Here is a 17,939-nt window from a genome sequence, read left to right on the forward strand (position 1 = left end):
AGAGGTCTTCTTGAATATACCGGATGATCAGCTATTGTCCATAATCCGGAGCCACAGGACTCCGTTTTTTCTGTATGACGGAGATGCCTTGTGTTCTCATGTGAGCAGCATGCTCGCCCGCCTGCATCCGGCGGTCAAGCTGCATTATGCGCTGAAAGCGAACGGGAATGTGAGCATCGCCGCGCTGCTGCGCTCCCTTGGCTGCGGGGCGGAGATCGCATCGTCAGGAGAGCTGTATACAGCTCTTAAAGCAGGTTATGAGCCGGAGGATATTATCTTTGCCGGGCCGGGGAAAACGGAGTCCGAACTGAATGAGACCGTGGAGACAGGGATCGGGTGCGTGAATGTTGAATCAGTCCGCGAGCTGCGGCTGCTGGAAAAAGCGGCGGAGCGCAGCGGTGCCCGTGTGCGGGCCGCCGTCCGCATTAATCCTGACGCGGATGTATCCGGAGCAACGATTAAAATGGGCGGAACTGCCCGCCCGTTCGGAGTGGATGAATCCCAGCTGGATGTTTTCTTCGCAGCTCTCCGGGAATGCAGGCATATTCAATTTCAGGGCATTCAGATCTATACGGGTACACAGATGCTGAAGGCTGAGGACATTATTGGATCGTTTGAGAACACCGTCAGGCTTGCCGGAGAGATTGGTGTGAAATACAGCCTGCCCGTTCACAGTATTAATCTGGGCGGCGGCTTTGGCATTCCTTATTTTGCTCATGAACAGCCGCTCGATATGGACCGGGTGCTGCAGCATCTCAACAGACTGGCAGCAGAAGCGGTGCAGCGCATGCCCGGGGTCCGCCTGATCATCGAGAGCGGAAGGTATCTGGTTGCCCAGTCTGGCATGTATGTGGCCAAGGTGCTGTACACCAAGACGTCCAAGGGGGAAAAGTTTGCCGTCACGGACGGAGGCATGAATCATTACGCATCGGCAGCTTTCCGGGGCCGCAGGCTGCGCGATAATTTTCCGGTGAGGGTCTTCAGTGTACATAACCGCAAGCAGGGCGGAGATAATCCCGAACAGGCTGATCAGGAAGAAGAGGTCACCGTAGTCGGCCCGCTGTGTACGCCCGAGGATTGTCTTGTACGAAAAGCGAAGCTGCCGCTCATCAGGGAAGATGACTACATCGGCATTCCCAATGCCGGCGCATACGGCCTCAGCTATAGTCCGGTCGATTTTCTCGGTCATCCGGCTCCGGCGGAACTGCTCGCGGCTGGCGGGCAAGTGTATGTAATCCGGGAACATGGCAACCGCACAGATGCCTTGCGGCATCAACGTCTGATCCTGCCAAAGACGCTTCAGAAGATATAGGACTTGCGGCCCGTTTGCCGGGCAAACCGCATACATAATATCCTTTTCAGCCCGCGCCGATACGGCAGTGGGTTTTTCTTTGATGCATATACAGCCTCCTATGCCCATTTTTCTGCTTATACAGAACCAACCCTGTCATCTTTACATAAAATATGTTGACTGTATCCCTTAACCTTGTTACACCACATAAACCCGGGCAAGGAGGGGTGAACTTGAAGGGTAGCGACCATAAAAGCAAATTTTTGCTCACTCACCGTGAACGTGAAGTATTTGAACTGCTGGTGCAGGACAAGACAACACGTGACATAGCTGGCCAGCTATTCATTAGCGAAAAGACGGTGCGTAATCATATTTCCAATGTCATGCAGAAGCTGAATGTTAAGGGTCGTTCACAAGCGGTCGTAGAGCTAATTAAGCTCGGAGAGCTCAAAATCTAGCTACTTACGCTTTCCGTGGAGGCATGCCCTCTCTCACTATCTTTCAGGAAGGATAGGGGAGGGGGTTTTGTTTGAAAACCGTTTCCGGATTTACGGGGGACGGCTTATTTGGCTTTGGAGAAAAGAATGTATTTCCGAATCATCGAATTTTGCGATATAATAACGTATGTACTTTGTTTCCATGGGAATGTATCCCTCTGCCTTTTTATATAGGGGAACTCGTTGATGTTTTTTCAGGTTTGTAGTACATTAGCAGAGAATCTAAAGGAGGCTTCTAATGTACGGTAATAGACAAGAGGATACATTATACATCATGACCTATACCTTAAACAGTGGCATCAAGGGCACTGTGCCTTTGTCTAATCAACAGATCCGAGAATGGATGGATTGTTACCGAAACGGGCGCAAGTTCGTCACCGAGATCGGTAAAGAATTCTTCGGGCTGCATTCGGAGCTTGTTGCCGATTTTAAGGTGCATAACGCTCACTCAAGCTATCAGGAAGTGCTTGCTCCTGTTCAGCAACAGCATGACCACAGTATGAAACAGCTATCGAACGCTTATAAAGCTTCTGAGATTCTCATCAAAATCGACTGCAAATGCGGAACGGCCTACGTCACGGAATCACCCTTCAAGAGAACGAAATGGTACTGCACGAAATGCAGGGAAATCGTATTCCTGGACAGTAAAAAGGGAATGGTTGAGACATCCAGAGGTGAAGCTTACTACATGACGAATAAATACTTTGTGGAACGGGGAACAACTGGCTGAGGCCGGTTGTTTTTTGTTTTTGAATTTTTGTTAACATTTTGGAGAAACTAGGATTCTCCAATCCTGAGAAGCAGCAAATTCTTAGGTGACAATGAAGCCCTTTTTGTGATTAAATGTTTCTACAACCGATTTTAAACAGATAACAAATGACTTCCCCGCGAAGTCGGAATGTAGGGTGCATAGCGGTGGAGAAATGGTGGAAAAGGAATAAAAGCAATAAAAGCAATAAAAACAATAAAAACAAAATCAGATACGCGGGTTCAAGATATGTGTACGACTGGAACGATCTCAAAGAGGTGCTAAGCCTCGCGCTTCTTTTGGGGTCGTTAATCGGCTGGCCGGTGTTCAGTCTCATTTTTTGGATGCTTGGTCATTCTTTTTTTGGCCCGTTTTCGCTGATCTGTTCGATTTTGGGGGCATACGTTTTGTACAGGGGCCTCATCAAATGAAAAACACGTCATTTCCAAGCCTAATGAAAAGGCATCCCTTAGCCCGAAATGCATAGGGATGCCTTATTTGTGCTGTGCTTACAATGCTTTTAAGTACTCCACAATTGTCAGCAGGCCTTTATCGAAGTTTTCCAGATGAAAATGCTCGTTTGGCGCATGCAGATTTTCATCCGGCAGGCCAAAGCCCATGAGCACAACTGGTGCTGCCAGCACACGGGAAAAAGTCTCGACAATCGGAATGGAGCCTCCATCCTTGGTGAAGACGGCCCTTGTTCCGTATACCCGTTCAAATGCGTCAGCGGCAGATTGCAGCAGCGAATGGGAGGGATCAATGTTAAATGCGTTCGCTTTTTCACCCTGAATGATTTCGAGACGGGCCCCGGGCTGAATATGCTCACGCAGGTGGCGTTCGATTTTATCGAGAATATCCTGCGGATTTTGCCGGGCTACGAGACGGCATGTAATTTTCGCATGGGCTTCCTTCGGGATGACGGTTTTGGTGCCTTCCCCCTGGAAGCCGCCATATACACCGTTCAGCTCAAGCGTAGGCCGGGCCCCGACACGTTCCACGAAGCTGTAGTCTCCTTCTCCATAAAGGGTGTCAAGACCGAGACCCGTGCGCAGCTTCTCCTCATCAAGGCCCTGCTTGGAAAACTCCGCCTTCATGGCAGGGGAAAGCGTCTCGACATCGTCATAAAAGCCTTCCACACTTACCTCTCCTTTGTCATTATGAAGGGAAGCAAGCAGGGAGACCATGGCATGCAGCGCATTGGGCACCCCTCCTCCGAAGGAGCCGGAATGCAGATCGGTATTTGCCGTATGTACTGCGACTTCAAGCGAACAAAGGCCGCGCAGTCCCGTGCAGATGGCGGGTTTACCTTTTTCAATCAGGGCGGTATCCGAAATCAGCACCGCATCCGCAGCCAGACGGCCTGCACCGTCAGACAGGTATGCAAGCAAGCTGGGGCTGGAGATTTCCTCTTCTCCTTCAATGAAAAATTTGATATTGACCGGAAGCTGCCCCTCCTGGCGCAGAATCGACTCAACCGCCTTGATATGCATGAAAACCTGGCCTTTGTCGTCGGTTGCCCCCCGTGCATAAATTTTGTGGTCACGGATCGAAGGCTCGAATGGAGGCGTCTCCCACAGATGAAGCGGATCCACCGGCTGCACGTCGTAATGCCCGTATACGAGCAGTGTCGGCTTGCCCGGAGCATGCAGATGATCGGCGTAAACCAGCGGATGCCCTTTCGTCGGGATAATCTCAACATTCTCCAGGCCAGCCTGTGTCAATTGATCAGCCAGCCAGGAAGCGGCGTGGTTAATGTCCTCCTTATGCTCCGACAGCGCGGAAATGCTGGGGATGGATAGCCATTGCTTCAGCTCCTCCAGATGTTTTTCCCTGTTTTGTTCAAAATAGACGGAGTAATTCATCGTCCCTGTCCTCCTAAAATAGTTGTTAAATTATATAGTACTACGTTTTGCCCGGATCGCAAAAACAGGGTGCCGGGATAATGGTGTGGGAAATGGGAAACAGGGGCGCCCCAGGCCAATAAGACCATATGGGATGCCCCTATGTTCAGGTCGTACGGTTGGATGATCAGACGCGAATGTCCAGCTTGCCGCCCAAATTCGGCTGCACGCTCTTCTCCATCATTTGAATCATAGCCTGCCCTTGGGTTTCAGCCATGTCCTTGGATATGCTTAATACTTTGATGCTTGCATTCAGCTTCAAGCTGCTCTGGCTAAGCGCCATAGACGTGGATCCGATATCCAATATTCTTCCCTCCTCCAACTGTTCTCATCTTATATATCGGCAGAAGGCTGAATTAGAATAATTCAAGCTGCTCCGGATCCTCATCCGTATTTCGGTCAAGACGGGCGGGAAACGGCTTGGGGTCCATGCCCATCAAGGTCATCAGCTGCTTCCCATTGGCCGCCGCGTCCCCGCCGGAGTTATTGTTGAAAATGACGCACACCTCCCGGCTCTGGCGGGCAAGCTCCATAATGATGTCCTTCCACTCCAGCAGCTCCTGCTCGTTATAGCGGTAAAGGTAGCGGATTTCTCGCCAGTTGGGCGCCCCGCTCTGATTCCAGCCTTCAAGGTTGCGTCCGTGCATTCTTACAATGGTCAGGCTGTCATCCGTTGCCTGGGGAACCATCGGCACGGAGCCCATGCCGGCCTGGGGCTCATCACATACACTGTGGACCCAGCCTTCACGGCGCATGAAGCTGATCGTCCGCTCCCTGAATTCGGGAGCGAACCAGCTTTGATGGCGGAATTCGAGAATGCAGGGAAGCCCCTTCATTCTCTGCTTTGCCGAGCGGAGAATCTGTACATTTTCCTTCGTACAATCAAACCAGGGCGGGAACTGGAACAGAATTCCTTTCAGCTTACCGGCCCGGGTCAGGGGCTCAATGGAAAGTAGAAATGCATCGTACATATCATCCTCATTTGCGAAAAAAGGAGTTTTCCCCCGTGTATGTCCTGTCATGCCCTGATACGCCTTCACGATAAAAGAAAAATGTTCAGGGGTCTCCGCAGCCCAGCGTTCCATTCGTTCGGCCGGCTGTACCGCGTAAAAGGAGCTGTCCATTTCCACGACGGAAAAGTGGGAGGCATATACGTGCAGCTTGCCCGCAGGTTTGGTGCCGTATGGATATAAATCGTCATGATCTCCCCAGCCCGTAAGTCCGATCCGGATCACTAGCGGATCACTTCCTTCCTGCTGTTCAGGTATGCAGATGATGCTCTATCTCTGCTGTCTGCAGTCCATTGTAGCACGAAAAGGATTGAAATGATGAGCAAAGGCCATTATCATGAGCGTGTGCACGACAGACGGAAGGGAATTACTGTAACTGGGAGAAATACATTGCAGAGAATTTCCGATATACGATGAGATCCGGTCGTTATAGGAGGAGAAGAAGATGAAGCTGCCCGAATGGAACCGCTTTGAAGAGGAAGGAATTATTCAGGTGAAAATCACGATGGCCTTTCCGCTGCGGTGGGTCAACAGCTATATTGTGCCTGGGGATGAAGGTATAACAGTGGTTGATCCTGGACCACATACGGCTGTGGCTGTAGAGAACTGGGAGCAGGTGCTGAGTGAGCTGAACTGGTCGGCCAAGGATATCACCCGCATCTTTATCACTCACCATCATCCCGATCACTACGGATTGGCGGGATGGCTTCAGGAGCGGAGCGGGGCGCCGGTGCTGATGTCAGCCAGGAGCCTGCAGGAAGCCCGCTTCATGTGGGGGGAGGAAGGCGGAGCAGAGGAAAGGCTTGTCGGTTTCTTTCATACCCATGGACTGCCTCAGAAGCTGTCGGAACCGATGCGTGAGCATCTGCTCGGCTCGTACAAAGACGTTTTGCCCCAGCCGACGGTTACTTGTGTGAATGAAGGGGACAGCTTCTGGATGGGGGACAGGCTGTGGGAGCTGATCATGACCGGCGGACATGCGCCCGGCCATCTGTCGCTGTATCAGCCTGATAGCGGAATCATGATATGTGGTGACGCTGTGCTGCCGCAGATTTCTCCCAATGTAAGCCTGCTGCCGGGCAGTGACGCACACCCCCTTGCCGCTTACATGAACGGATTGCAAAAGCTGGGACAATATGAGGTGCAGCAAGCCTACCCGGGGCATCGTCACCCGTTCACTCATTTCAGGGATCGTACAGTCCAACTGCTGGAGCATCATGAAGAAAGGCTGGATCGGTTTGCGCGGCTGCTCGGTGAAGAACCGCGCAGCGCTTATGAGCTGTGCCTTGCCATGTTCGGGGACGGCCTCACCATCCATCAGTTGCGTTTTGCCCTCTCTGAAACGCTGGCTCACCTTGACGAACTGATGGCAAGGGGGCAGGCCAAGGAGCAGGCGGGCAGCTGGGGTACAGCGTATGTCGCCGCGTCTAACGGGTAGAGCGCAATAATATAGAGCCCCGAAGGCAGAACAGCCTCAAGCCGACTTTGGGTATGTTGACTTGAGGCAGATGTTCCTCCTCACTCGGGAGTGCTGCCGTCTCCCACGCTTTCTTCTCCCAAGGCTTTCTCTCTTTCTGCTTGCTTACGGTGGGCAATACGGCTGCTGGCGGAGGCGGCGATCGCCCCTACGATATCGTCCAGGAAGGTGTGGGTCGGTTCATCGTTCTTGTCGTTCAGCCTTTCAAGCACCCCTGGCTTCAATTTATCCACATAGCCGTAGTTGGTAAAACCGATGCTCCCGTATACGTTCACGATTGAGAAGGCCAGGACTTCATCAACCCCGTACAAGCTTTCATCATTTTCGATCATTTCCTGCAGCGGTGAAATCAGCGCTCCCTGCTCTGCCAGAATATCCAGCTGAATTCCGGTAAGCACGGCATTTTGAACTTCGCGCTTGCTAAGTACCTTCTCAACGTTGTGGACACACTCTTCCAGCGTGAGATCCGGATAATATTTTTTCTGCAGCAGCATGACCAGCTCCGCGATCTCGTCAATGGTTACACCGCGCTTATGCAGCCACTCTTTTGTAGCGTCCGCCACTTTTTTGCTGTTCAGGCTGTAAGGAATTTTCTCCGGCTTCATGTTCATCACCTTTCGCTGTGTTGTCTTGTAACAGTATAACCAATCCTGGAATGATTCCCTTGCCGTTGATCCGGTACAGTCAAATTTCGTACGCATGTTTTACGGAGGGGCTCGTATACATATTAGTACAAACTGAACAAAATGGTTAGGAAGGAGCTTCAACGATGAGGGGTAAACTATCATGGCGGACAGGATCCGCCGTCTGTATCCTGTCGTCCGTACTGCTGCTGAGCGCCTGCGGGGATTGGAGCACAGGTGCTGAGCCTGTCGATCCGCCTCCTGCTGCCGTGGAAGAGGCCATGCTTGCAGCGGCGGAGTCCCACGGGAAAGAGGCTGTTGCAGGAACAAAGCTTGAGGCTGTTTACCTTCAGGATGCCAACGGGTTCCTGGTGCCAGTGTCACTCCCCGTCCCAGGAGGCGCTGCGGAGGTGAATGCCCAAGCTTCTCTTGAAATGCTGGTTAACGGCGGACCCTATGCAGGAAACCTTCCCGACGGTTTTGCAGGTGTTCTTCCACAAGGAACCGAGGTGCAAAGCGTGACCCTTGATAAGAATGGAAAGCTGGCTGTCGTCGAATTTACAAAGCCGTTTATGGAATATGCGGAATCGGAGGAACGGAAGATTGTGGAGGCTGTGACATGGACGCTGACGGAACAGCCCGATATACAGAACGTGCAAATTTGGGTGGACGGACAGAAGCTGAGCGAGATGCCGAAGGGCGGGTTGCCGCTGGACCATCTCCTGACGCGGGGAATTGGCATTAACCTGCAATTGGGGCAGGGGGCGTCATATACATCTTCGAGCCCTGTCACAGTATATTTTTCCGCCTCTTCTCCCGCCGGTATTCAGTATTACGTGCCTGTGACGAGACTTGTCCCGCCTGGCGAAGACAAGATGAAGGCATCTCTGGAGGAGCTGATCCGTGGCCCGCGGGCGGAGGATGGTCTGAATCAGGTGATGACGTCAGGGACGATGCTGAAATCCGTAGAGCAATCTTCCGAAGGCATTATAAAAGTATCCATAGCGGATGATATGTTCTCTCAAGGCGAGGTAGTTCCAGCCGAATTTTTGCAATCCGTCGTCCTGACGGCCTCTGACAATGCGAATAACAGCTCCGCCAAAGTGCAAATTGTGCTGAACGGAGAGAGCAGCGTTCTTGGCGAGGACAACATAAACTACGGCAAACCTGCGGCTAAACCGCAGCATATCAATGAAATTCCGATTTGATCGCACCGTACATCCAACGTCCTGCGGCATCTATCTTTGGATTTTTCAAAACTCCTCTGGTAAAATAGGGTGAACATACAGGACGCAATTACGTAGGAGGCACTTACATGAGAGCTAACGACCGAAACGGCGATGAGCTGCGCCCGATGAAATTGACTACGGGTGTGAATAAATATGCGGAGGGCTCCGTCTTCATTGAAGTCGGCGACACCAAGGTGATCTGCACTGCGAGCGTGGAAGAAAGGGTTCCACCTTTTATGAAAGGACAGGGCAGGGGCTGGGTGACTGCAGAGTATTCCATGCTGCCACGGGCGACGCATACCCGCAACCAGAGAGAGGCGGCCCGTGGCAAGCTGGGTGGCCGGACGATGGAAATACAGCGGCTGATCGGCAGGGCGCTCCGTTCGGTGGTTAACCTGCAGGCGCTGGGCGAGCGGACGGTTACCCTGGATTGTGATGTGATTCAGGCAGATGGCGGAACACGCACAACATCGATCACGGGCTCTTTCGTGGCCATGGCAATTGCAATCAATAAAATTGCCGAGCAGCATAAGCTGCAGCGCTTCCCGATCACGGATTTCCTGGCGTCCGTCAGCGTCGGTGTGGTAGGAGGACAGCCGCTGCTTGATTTGAACTATGAAGAGGATTCGAAAGCCAAGGTAGACATGAATCTGGTCATGACGGGCGGCGGCAAATTTGTCGAGCTTCAGGGAACCGGAGAGGAAAGTCCTTTTGACCGCAAAGAGCTTGACCTGATGCTTGCGCTTGGCGAGCAGGGCATTCTGCAGATGATTGAGCGGCAAAAGGAAGTGCTCGGACCGATTGCGCTCAAGATTGGCACGGGACAGGCGGGGGTGCGGGCCTGATGTGGCTTGAGCAATCCGTGGTTGTAGTAGCTACCAGAAACAAAGGCAAAATCCGCGAATTTGCGCACGCCTTTGCCCCTTTTGGCAAGCAGGTCAAGAGCATGTACGACTATCCGGAGCTGCCGGATATCGTTGAAGACGGAAAAACCTTTGCGGAGAATGCCTTCAAGAAGGCAAAAACCGTGGGGGATGCGCTTCGGCTGCCTGTACTTGCGGACGATTCGGGCCTGTGCGTAGATGCGCTGAACGGGGAGCCTGGCGTCTATTCGGCACGGTTTGCCGGTGCAGGCGCCAGCGATCAGGAGAACAACCTCAAGCTGCTGGATAGGCTCGAATCCAGACAGCTCGGGGATGACACGGAGCAGCCGCTGCTGAGTCCCGCCCGTTTTGTGTGCGCCTTGATTTTGTACGATCCCGTGTCAGGAGAGGCCCTTGAAGCGGAAGGCAGCGTCGAAGGATGGATCACCTCGGAAACCGCCGGTAGCGGCGGTTTCGGCTACGATCCGCTGTTTTATCTGTCGCAGTATGGCAAAACGATGGCAGAGTTGACGCTGGAGGAGAAGCAGGCGATCAGCCACCGCGGAGCAGCGCTGCGGCAGCTGGCAGCCGAGCTTGAGAAGAAGCAGTAGACTTTAATGCTGGGTTGTAACCCGGTTCCATGAAGAGGAGCCGGTTTTTTCACGTTCAAATCAGCGGATTGCCACACGATAGGTTTTCAACCAATGATTTACCTGCACGAGATAGGCGAACAATTGGGGGCCAGACATCAACTGGCCGAACCACGGCAGATTCGAAGAGGCGTCGGGCGAGTTGGCGATTTCCCGGATGCGATTGGCATTAATCAAGGACAGAATGGGTGAGGAGGGGTCGGCCAGCATATCGAGCGCCTCCTGTTTCACGGTGTGAAGATAAGCCGGATTATGGGTTTTCGGGTAAGGGCTCTTTTTGCGGTAAAGCACGTCATTCGGCAAAACGCCTTCCAGCGCTTTGCGCAGGAGACCTTTCTCGCGTCCTCCGGTCATTTTGATTTCCCACGGGGTATTCCATACATATTGCACGAGGCGGTGATCACAGTATGGAACCCGGACTTCCAGTCCCACACCCATGCTCATACGGTCTTTGCGGTCCAGCAGTGTAGGCATGAAGCGGGTGATGTTCAGGTACGACATGACTCTCATTTGGGCTGCCTTGCCGGTTTCTCCCGCCAATTTCGGCACCTCGCTGACGGCTTCGGCATAACGGTCGTTCAAATACTCGATCGGCCTGATCCATTCCCTGACTTCAGGATTCAGCAGGCTTGCCCGCAGCTCCGGTGCCACGGCCCACGGAAAGGTTCCGGAATTAAGCATCTCGTCACGATGGAACCATGGATACCCTCCGAACACCTCGTCGGCTGCTTCCCCGGAGATCGCGACGGTTGCGTGTTTTTTGATCTCACGGCAGAACAGATAAAGCGAGGAGTCCACATCTGTCATTCCCGGCAAATCACGTGCTTCGGTCGAAGCATTCAGCGTTTCAACGACGTCTGGAGTATCAAACTCAATCCAGTGGTGGTTGGTGCCAAGCTCTTCAGCCATCCGTCTGATCCACGGTCCGTCAGCTCCAGGCTGAAAGGAGTGCTCCTTGAAATACTTGTCATTATCTACATAATCTACAGAGAACGTATCGATGTTGCCTTGCTCTGTCCTTGTGTAATAACTGACGGCAAGCGCGGATAAAGCGCTCGAATCAAGCCCGCCTGACAACAGGGAGCAAACGGGCACGTCAGAGGCGAGCTGGCGCTCGAGCGTATCCTGCAGCAGCTCACGTACCCGGAGAGCAGTCTGTTCGGTATTGTCTTCGTGAGGATTGCTTTCCAGCTTCCAGAAGGCGCGGATTTTCGTTCCGCTCCGGTCGTGAATCAGCGTATGCCCGGGACGGAGCTCACGGATAGAAGCATAGACCCCATGCCCTGGAGTGCGTGCAGGCCCGATGATGAAGATTTCGGCCAGGCCGTCCGCATGAACGACAGGCTCAACTTCGGGATGCCTGAGCAGCGCTTTGGGCTCCGAGCCGAAGATGAGACCGTCCTGGATTTCACTGTAAAAAAGCGGCTTGACTCCTAACCGGTCCCTTGCCATGAAAACTTGCTGTCTTCGTTCATCCCAGACCGCAAAAGCAAAAATACCGTTTAACCGGTCTACGCAATCCGGCCCCCATTCAATGTAGGAGGCAAGCAGCACCTCTGTGTCGCATTTTGTTAAAAAGACATGTCCACGCTGTTGGAGTTCTATTTTAAGCTCGGGAGCGTTGTACAGTTCCCCGTTATATACCAGCGCGTACGTATAGTCATCCCGGTGGCGGATCATGGGCTGTGCACCGTTCTCGGGATCCATGACACTGAGACGCCGGTGTCCGAAGGCACACGGATTGGATATCCACGTTCCGGCTGCATCCGGCCCCCGATGGGACAATGTACGCGTCATGTCGGACAGCAGTTCCGATTGTACTGTTAAATCCTTGTTCCACTGTATAAATCCAGTAATTCCGCACATGTAGGTTCATCCCTTCTTTGTCTTGCTGCTCTCGGTTTTGCACTGCTGGGAGTTCGTTCTCCCGGCCGTAAAAGCATAAACAAACATATGCCGGGTGAAGGCATAAAATGTCTGTCCTTACCGAAAACTACAAACATAAAACGGCTGGCGGCTGACACGGAGGGTGCTTATGTATACGATTAAAGATGCAAAAATACGGAGATTTACAGACATCGACGGTGTGCGCTGCGCAGAAATCGAAGTAAATTCAGCAAGTGTGGAGGATACGGGCCTGCTTGTATATCTTGCTCCGTCTGATGGAGGGGATGGGTATAAAATGCTGCGCATGCTCCGCAATGACGCGGCTTTGGAACTCGACTGGTACGACAACAATCTTCATTCCGCTTTTGAGGAAGTGACAGATGTCGTATTTAGCGATAATGACGGGAAAGATCTGCCAGAAAAGCGGGGACGATTCACACGCGAGCTGCTGTCTCACGGCAAGATGGATAGCGAACTGGCGGCGGAGTTCGGGAAATGAAGCTGCCATGCTGCTGTGGCATGCTTCGGCTGGTGATACTCATTCGTCGCAACCCGCCGCGGTTTATGAAAGATGGACCCCACGGCCGGGCGGGAATGTAGGGTGAAAAAGCATAATGCCCCAAAAGCAGCGGCTTGCAGGCCTGTTTTGGGGCTTTTTTGTAAAATCAAACATATACATACTATGACTGAAATAATACATAAAAAAACACTTCCCATACCACCATAAATTATGCTATACTCATTAATGCGCTGTCCTACATAACCTTTTAAGTCCCAGTAGCTCAGCTGGATAGAGCAACGGCCTTCTAAGCCGTCGGTCGGGGGTTCGAATCCCTCCTGGGACGTAAAAAAAGAAGCTTCCTTTGGGAAGCTTTTTTTACGTCTAGGGGATGAGAACCCAAGGGGTTCGTCGGAGCATCAGCTTCGGGAGGAATACATCGCAGTCGGCCCTGCAAGGGCCGTACCCCGACTGGGACATATGTAAAAGCTCCCTCCTGGGAGTTTTTTTTACGTCTGGGACGGATGCCTTCAAGCCGGAGGATGTACTATCTCAACTGGACGCATCGCTGAAAGCGCTCCGTACGGATTATGTGGATCTGTATCAGTTCCACTCCGGTCCTGACCAGGTTTTCGATCATGATGACTTGTGGACGCTGCTGGATAAGCAGAATCTCGGTGTGCTGGCACGTGTGCCGCTCGCTAGTGGATACTTGAGCGGAAAATACAAGCCAGGCGCTGAGTTTCAGCAAAATGATGTGCGTAATAATCATGATGCAGGGCAGCGTGATGAAAAACTGCGGCTAGTGGAGGAAATCCGGCGGAACGAGCTGCCTGAAGGCGTGCCAATGGCCAAGTGGGCATTAGCCTGGTGTCTGCAGCATCCTGCCGTGACGAGCGTTATTCCCGGATGCAAAACAAAACCCCCGAACAGGTTGAATCGAATGCGCGTGCGGCTGACCTGGAGCTGTCGGTTGAAAAGGCTTGACAGTGTGCTGCTATCTAATGTATTTTTATAAAAATTATGAAGAAAATATATCCAAAAGGTGTAGAACGGGATCATATGCTCCGACTCGGCTGCCGGCAGAGAAGAAACCCTTGGCTGTAAGGTTTCGCGGCACGGTCGTACGCATCCTGCCCCGCTAGCCGCTCATTTGCCGGGTCGTTCCGTTATCAACATGAGAAGCGCATGTTTTATGTGTAAAATCCGAAATCTGCGCCCCAATAAGGGTGGTACCACGACGCATTCGTCCCTTGACGAATGCGTCTTTTTGCATTTGGGAGGGTGCGGGTTCCCTGTAACTCAAGCATACAAAAAAACGTCCATGGCTAACGGATTTCATTCCGTTTTGTGCCTTGAGCGAAGCGAAAGGAATGGGTATAAAGATGAGACAGACTCAGATTGCTGTTCCTACATGGAGAGAAGCTGCTGTTGATGCGGAATCGGGGGGACATCGTTATCTGCTGCGGAGCGGAATGATCCGGCAGCTGGCGGCAGGGGTGTACACCTATCTGCCATTGGGCTTTCGCGTATTGTCTAAAATTTCCGCCATTATTCGTCAAGAGCTTAGTTATGCAGGAGCACAGGAGATGCTAATGCCTGCACTGCAGCCCGCGGAGCTTTGGAAAACTTCTGGGAGATACGAAGTGTATGGACCTGAGTTAATCCGCCTTAAAGACAGGCATCATCGCGAGTTTGCGCTTGGACCCACTCATGAGGAAGTGATCACCTCACTGATCAAGCAGGAGATTTCATCATACAGACAGCTGCCTGTGGCATTTTTTCAAATTCAAACCAAATTCCGTGACGAGCTTCGTCCACGGTCTGGGCTGCTGCGCGGCCGGGAGTTTTTGATGATGGATGCATACTCTTTTCACAACGATTACGAGGGCCTCGATGCCTTCTACGAAGTGATGCATGCAGCCTATGAGCGCATTCTCAGCCGCTGCGGCCTGGAATACCGGGGAGTGGAGGCGGATGCCGGAGCGATAGGCGGAGAGGGCGGTTCCCATGAGTTTATGGCCTTCTCGGGCATCGGTGAGGATACGATTGCTGTCTGCGGCAGCTGCGGATACGCGGCCAATCTGGAGAAGGCGGAGGTATGCTTGCGCACGATTGAAGAGCTTTCGGTGGCCTGCGATGAGCCGGCTTCTTCATTTATAAAAACCATACTGTATTCCGCAGATGGAAAGGCAGTTGCTGTGCTTGTCAGAGGAGACCGGGAGGTCAACGAGATTAAGGTAAAGCAGGCGCTGCGGGTACAAGAGCTTCGTTTGGTTGAGGAAAGGGAGATTGCGGCGTGGACTGGGGTATTATCCGGTTTTTCGGGGCCGGTCGGCCTTACGCTGCCACTTCTTGTAGATCAGGAAGTAGCGCTTATGAGCCAGGGCATCGTCGGAGCAAACGAGACGGATTACCACCTGCGCGGTGTCCGGCCGGGGAAAGACTTCAATCTGGAACGGACGGGTGATTTCCGCAATGCGGCTGAAGGTGATGCATGCCCCCGCTGCCACGGCGTATTGTCAATGCAGCGCGGGATAGAGGTCGGCCATATTTTCAAGCTGGGGGAGAAATATACTTCTCCTTTTAACGCTCAAGTGCTGCAGGCAGACGGACAAAGCCTGACTCCTGTTGCAGGCTGCTACGGCATCGGTGTGTCGCGGCTTATGGCTGCGGTGTCAGAACAGTGTCATGACGAATACGGCCTCATCTGGCCTGAGGAAGTTGCCCCTTTCCGGGTTCATCTTATCCCTGTGTCTGCAAAAGATGAGCTGCAGAAGCAGGCAGCGGAAAAGCTGTATCAGGATTTAATTGGATTAGGGATGGAGGTGCTGCTGGACGACCGCGAAGAACGTCCGGGGGTCAAGTTCAATGATGCCGATCTGATAGGGATTCCCTGGAGGATTATAGTGGGCAAAAGGACAGGCGAGGGTTACGTTGAAGTCAAGCGGCGGGGGACGCAAGAGACGGAGACGGTGTCGTTAGAAGAAGCAATAAGGCGAGTTGCCGGAGAAGAATAGTTGGAGGGAGATAGAAGATATGAGGTAAATGGGAAGGTTGTCGGTTAAGAGTTATGGACCTGGGATGGATGCGGATTAGCCAGGACTAACCGGGACTGACCAAGACTAGTCAGGAAAACGCGATTAACCAGGATGAAGTGTAGCTGTCTTTAAAATTGTTTCTATTTGAGTAACGAGAATGCGGATCGTAGAGACGCTGTGTGTGGGATTTTGGATTGGAGGCAGTTGGCGGACTGTAGAGCCTTTATTCCACTAAAAACGCCATGCGGCAGAGGGAAATTGCTTGAATAAAGGCATCTGAGTCCGCTAAGGAGGGGAATTGCAATAATCGTTGCAACAAATCTGACAAGGTGCATTTCTAACTACAAACTATTCTAACGATTGCCTCTGGCGGTCGCCTCTAACGGGTGCCACAACCGCTATTGGTTCCAAGAACGTTGATTTCAAATTATAGCGGTTGCCATGGAGCTTATTTCGCTTGATCGGGGCATTTTCGCCTAGGTTAAGGCAAATAACGTCGATCATGACCGTTAGTATTTGAAAAGGTCCTTTTTTTGTGAAATAGCGGCTGCTACACCCGTTAGATTTCCGACGGGCGCAATATCGGCTCGAAAACAGGAGTTTTACGGGAAAGCTGGAAAGGATCGGGACTACAAATTGCCTTATGCAAGAGTTAATGCAACGCTGGAGGGGAATTGTCCGTTTTTGAACATATGAGCCTCTATCCGATGCATTGTAGTGGGGGGGAATAAAGCCGACTGCGTCGAAGTAGCGCTCCCGAAGCTAATGCTCCGACGAACCCCAAATGGGTTCTCATCCCCGGACGTAAAAAGCTCCCCGGAGGGGAAGCCTTGTATACGTCCCAGTCGGGGTACGGCCCTTCCAGGGCCGACTGCGAAGTAGCGCTATCGAAGCTTATGCTCCGACGAACCCCAATGGGTTCTCATCCCCGGACGCAAAAAAACTCCCCGAAGGGAGTTTCTCATTTACGTCCCAGGAGGGATTCGAACCCCCGACCGACGGCTTAGAAGGCCGTTGCTCTATCCAGCTGAGCTACTGGGACATAAAATTCAAGCGAAAATTAATATATCATATTAAAGTGAGGTTTGCAACCGTTAATTTTATTTTAACGAACCACCTGCTACACATATACAGCATATACGTTTTTTTGTTTCTATAAAGGGGTATGTTAGAATAACGGCAAATATGTTAGGCGAATAAGTTGGACATCAACCTCCGTTTCTCATATAATTTAACATCATTTAAGCTTTCGGTTGAAAGGGGGGGCCTTTATAAAGGACTCCAGTGCCGCCAAACCGGCGAATAACATTGTATTGTTCCCCCGAACGTTGGATTATTACCAGATTCAGCTTACGGTAATGCTCGAAAATGAACGTTACGGGGAGGCGATGCAGCTTCTGCAATTTTTGCTGCAATGCCAGGGTCAGGAACAAAAGCATTACGACGAATGGAGCGCGCTTTTGCAGTGGCTTGAAGCGGCCTTTCCTCAATATATGAATCAGGCGCCCGACGCAGCGGAGCCCGATGATGAAGACATCAGCGAGGACGAAATTGCAAGAAGGCATCTTCGCTCCAAGCTTGAAGAGGACGCAGGTTATGGAGATAAGCTTTTACGTATGGCCATGAACGAGCCTTTATCGGAGCAAACGATGCTTGCCCTGGAACAACTGTCTTATCTCGACCAGCCGGAGATCGACGAGGCGCTCATCCGCTGGTTGAAGGAAGCCAAGCTGCATCCTTTGCTGCAGTTTCGGGTAGTTCAAACGCTGCGCAAACGGGGGCACGAGGGCACCATCACCTTTAGCAGGGGGGATATGAAGGCGGAGATCGAAGTGGAGAGTGTACCTCTTCAACCGAACGAATTCCCGGAGCCTATCATCCGCATCCTGGAACGGGTGGCCGATCAGACGGAGGTGCACGAGCCCACATTGTTCTACTTTGCCCAGGAGCTGTGGTCCCAATTTGTGATGGCCGTGTATGGAACGGGCGACTACCGGTCCATGCTGACAGATGATGACAGCTTGCTGGACATTTGGGCGGCTGCGCTGCATCAGGCCGTTTCCGAGACGCTCTCCGGCGGAAGCGGGGAAGAGGAAATAAGAGCGATGTATGGCATTACGGATACGATGCGTTTCCGTTACGAGCAGGCATACCGGTCCGTTAAACAGTTCGCGGCAACAGGCATGAGCGGATCGTGACAGACCGGAAACGTTTTCCTTA

Annotated in this window: 15 protein-coding genes, 2 tRNA genes and 1 pseudogene; 12 read left to right on the forward strand and 6 right to left on the reverse strand. The window is 52.2% G+C overall.

The features are described from left to right. The first annotated feature begins 10 nt into the window (after window positions 1-10). The 3 genes from ACE41H_RS10705 to ACE41H_RS10715 all read left to right on the forward strand — a co-directional run bounded on the left by ACE41H_RS10705 (window position 11) and on the right by ACE41H_RS10715 (window position 2,518). On the forward strand, window positions 11-1,312 hold the full coding sequence (locus tag ACE41H_RS10705) for a type III PLP-dependent enzyme (protein ID WP_375355219.1): 1,302 nt from the start codon (window positions 11-13) through the stop codon (window positions 1,310-1,312). A gap of 212 nt (window positions 1,313-1,524) precedes the next feature. Continuing rightward, window positions 1,525-1,749, forward strand: a complete 225-nt coding sequence (locus tag ACE41H_RS10710; protein WP_018885466.1) for a helix-turn-helix domain-containing protein — start codon at window positions 1,525-1,527, stop codon at window positions 1,747-1,749. Window positions 1,750-2,026: 277 nt separating this feature from the next. Continuing rightward, complete coding sequence (locus tag ACE41H_RS10715) at window positions 2,027-2,518, forward strand: hypothetical protein (RefSeq protein WP_355321521.1); 492 nt, start codon at window positions 2,027-2,029, stop codon at window positions 2,516-2,518. 527 nt (window positions 2,519-3,045) lie between these two features. On the opposite strand, the gene ACE41H_RS10720 is transcribed toward ACE41H_RS10715, so the two are convergent. From ACE41H_RS10720 to ACE41H_RS10730, 3 genes are all read right to left on the reverse strand, one after another. Next, window positions 3,046-4,401: a dipeptidase gene (locus ACE41H_RS10720; protein WP_375355221.1), complete on the reverse strand. Its 1,356-nt coding sequence runs from the start codon at window positions 4,399-4,401 to the stop codon at window positions 3,046-3,048. A 166-nt stretch (window positions 4,402-4,567) separates the two neighbouring features. Beyond that, entirely contained in the window at window positions 4,568-4,744 is a 177-nt protein-coding gene (locus ACE41H_RS10725; RefSeq protein ID WP_375355222.1) for a YjfB family protein, read from the reverse strand. Window positions 4,745-4,796: 52 nt separating this feature from the next. Continuing rightward, complete coding sequence (locus ACE41H_RS10730) at window positions 4,797-5,675, reverse strand: DUF72 domain-containing protein (RefSeq protein WP_375355223.1); 879 nt, start codon at window positions 5,673-5,675, stop codon at window positions 4,797-4,799. 220 nt (window positions 5,676-5,895) lie between these two features. Between ACE41H_RS10730 and ACE41H_RS10735 the strand changes: the two genes are divergently transcribed. Continuing rightward, the gene (locus ACE41H_RS10735; RefSeq protein WP_375355224.1) at window positions 5,896-6,888 is read left to right on the forward strand and encodes an MBL fold metallo-hydrolase; all 993 of its coding nucleotides are present in this window, start codon (window positions 5,896-5,898) and stop codon (window positions 6,886-6,888) included. 80 nt (window positions 6,889-6,968) lie between these two features. Here ACE41H_RS10735 and ACE41H_RS10740 read toward each other — a convergent pair whose 3' ends face one another. Then, window positions 6,969-7,532 (reverse strand): phosphatidylglycerophosphatase A family protein, encoded by a 564-nt coding sequence (locus ACE41H_RS10740; RefSeq protein WP_375355225.1) that lies wholly within the window; start codon window positions 7,530-7,532, stop codon window positions 6,969-6,971. A 164-nt stretch (window positions 7,533-7,696) separates the two neighbouring features. On the opposite strand from ACE41H_RS10740, the gene ACE41H_RS10745 reads away from it, so the two are divergent. The 3 genes from ACE41H_RS10745 (at window position 7,697) to ACE41H_RS10755 (ending at window position 10,253) form a co-directional block, all read left to right on the forward strand. Beyond that, window positions 7,697-8,758, forward strand: a complete 1,062-nt coding sequence (locus ACE41H_RS10745; RefSeq protein ID WP_375355226.1) for a GerMN domain-containing protein — start codon at window positions 7,697-7,699, stop codon at window positions 8,756-8,758. A gap of 107 nt (window positions 8,759-8,865) precedes the next feature. Then, the gene (gene rph, locus ACE41H_RS10750) at window positions 8,866-9,624 is read left to right on the forward strand and encodes a ribonuclease PH (RefSeq protein ID WP_375355227.1); all 759 of its coding nucleotides are present in this window, start codon (window positions 8,866-8,868) and stop codon (window positions 9,622-9,624) included. After that, window positions 9,624-10,253, forward strand: coding sequence for an XTP/dITP diphosphatase (locus tag ACE41H_RS10755; protein ID WP_375355228.1), 630 nt, complete (start codon window positions 9,624-9,626; stop codon window positions 10,251-10,253). The genes rph and ACE41H_RS10755 overlap by 1 nt, the downstream gene beginning before the upstream one ends. 60 nt (window positions 10,254-10,313) lie before the next feature. Here ACE41H_RS10755 and asnB read toward each other — a convergent pair whose 3' ends face one another. Then, window positions 10,314-12,158, reverse strand: coding sequence for an asparagine synthase (glutamine-hydrolyzing) (asnB, locus tag ACE41H_RS10760; RefSeq protein ID WP_375355229.1), 1,845 nt, complete (start codon window positions 12,156-12,158; stop codon window positions 10,314-10,316). Between the two features lie 169 nt (window positions 12,159-12,327). On the opposite strand from asnB, the gene ACE41H_RS10765 reads away from it, so the two are divergent. The 4 genes and pseudogenes from ACE41H_RS10765 to ACE41H_RS10780 all read left to right on the forward strand — a co-directional run bounded on the left by ACE41H_RS10765 (window position 12,328) and on the right by ACE41H_RS10780 (window position 15,698). Beyond that, entirely contained in the window at window positions 12,328-12,678 is a 351-nt protein-coding gene (locus ACE41H_RS10765; RefSeq protein WP_375355231.1) for a hypothetical protein, read from the forward strand. A gap of 272 nt (window positions 12,679-12,950) precedes the next feature. Next, window positions 12,951-13,024 (forward strand) — tRNA-Arg (locus ACE41H_RS10770). Between the two features lie 174 nt (window positions 13,025-13,198). Continuing rightward, window positions 13,199-13,665: pseudogene (locus tag ACE41H_RS10775) on the forward strand (aldo/keto reductase); the annotation flags it as partial. 398 nt (window positions 13,666-14,063) lie between these two features. After that, window positions 14,064-15,698, forward strand: a complete 1,635-nt coding sequence (locus tag ACE41H_RS10780; protein WP_375355232.1) for a proline--tRNA ligase — start codon at window positions 14,064-14,066, stop codon at window positions 15,696-15,698. A 989-nt stretch (window positions 15,699-16,687) separates the two neighbouring features. Here ACE41H_RS10780 and ACE41H_RS10785 read toward each other — a convergent pair. Next, window positions 16,688-16,761: transfer RNA gene (locus tag ACE41H_RS10785), tRNA-Arg, on the reverse strand. A gap of 316 nt (window positions 16,762-17,077) precedes the next feature. On the opposite strand from ACE41H_RS10785, the gene ACE41H_RS10790 reads away from it, so the two are divergent. Further along, entirely contained in the window at window positions 17,078-17,917 is an 840-nt protein-coding gene (locus ACE41H_RS10790) for a hypothetical protein (RefSeq protein WP_375355289.1), read from the forward strand. The last annotated feature ends 22 nt before the right edge of the window (window positions 17,918-17,939 follow it).

It is taken from the genome of Paenibacillus enshidis (assembly GCF_042136365.1).
GTDB lineage: Bacteria > Bacillota > Bacilli > Paenibacillales > Paenibacillaceae > Paenibacillus > Paenibacillus enshidis.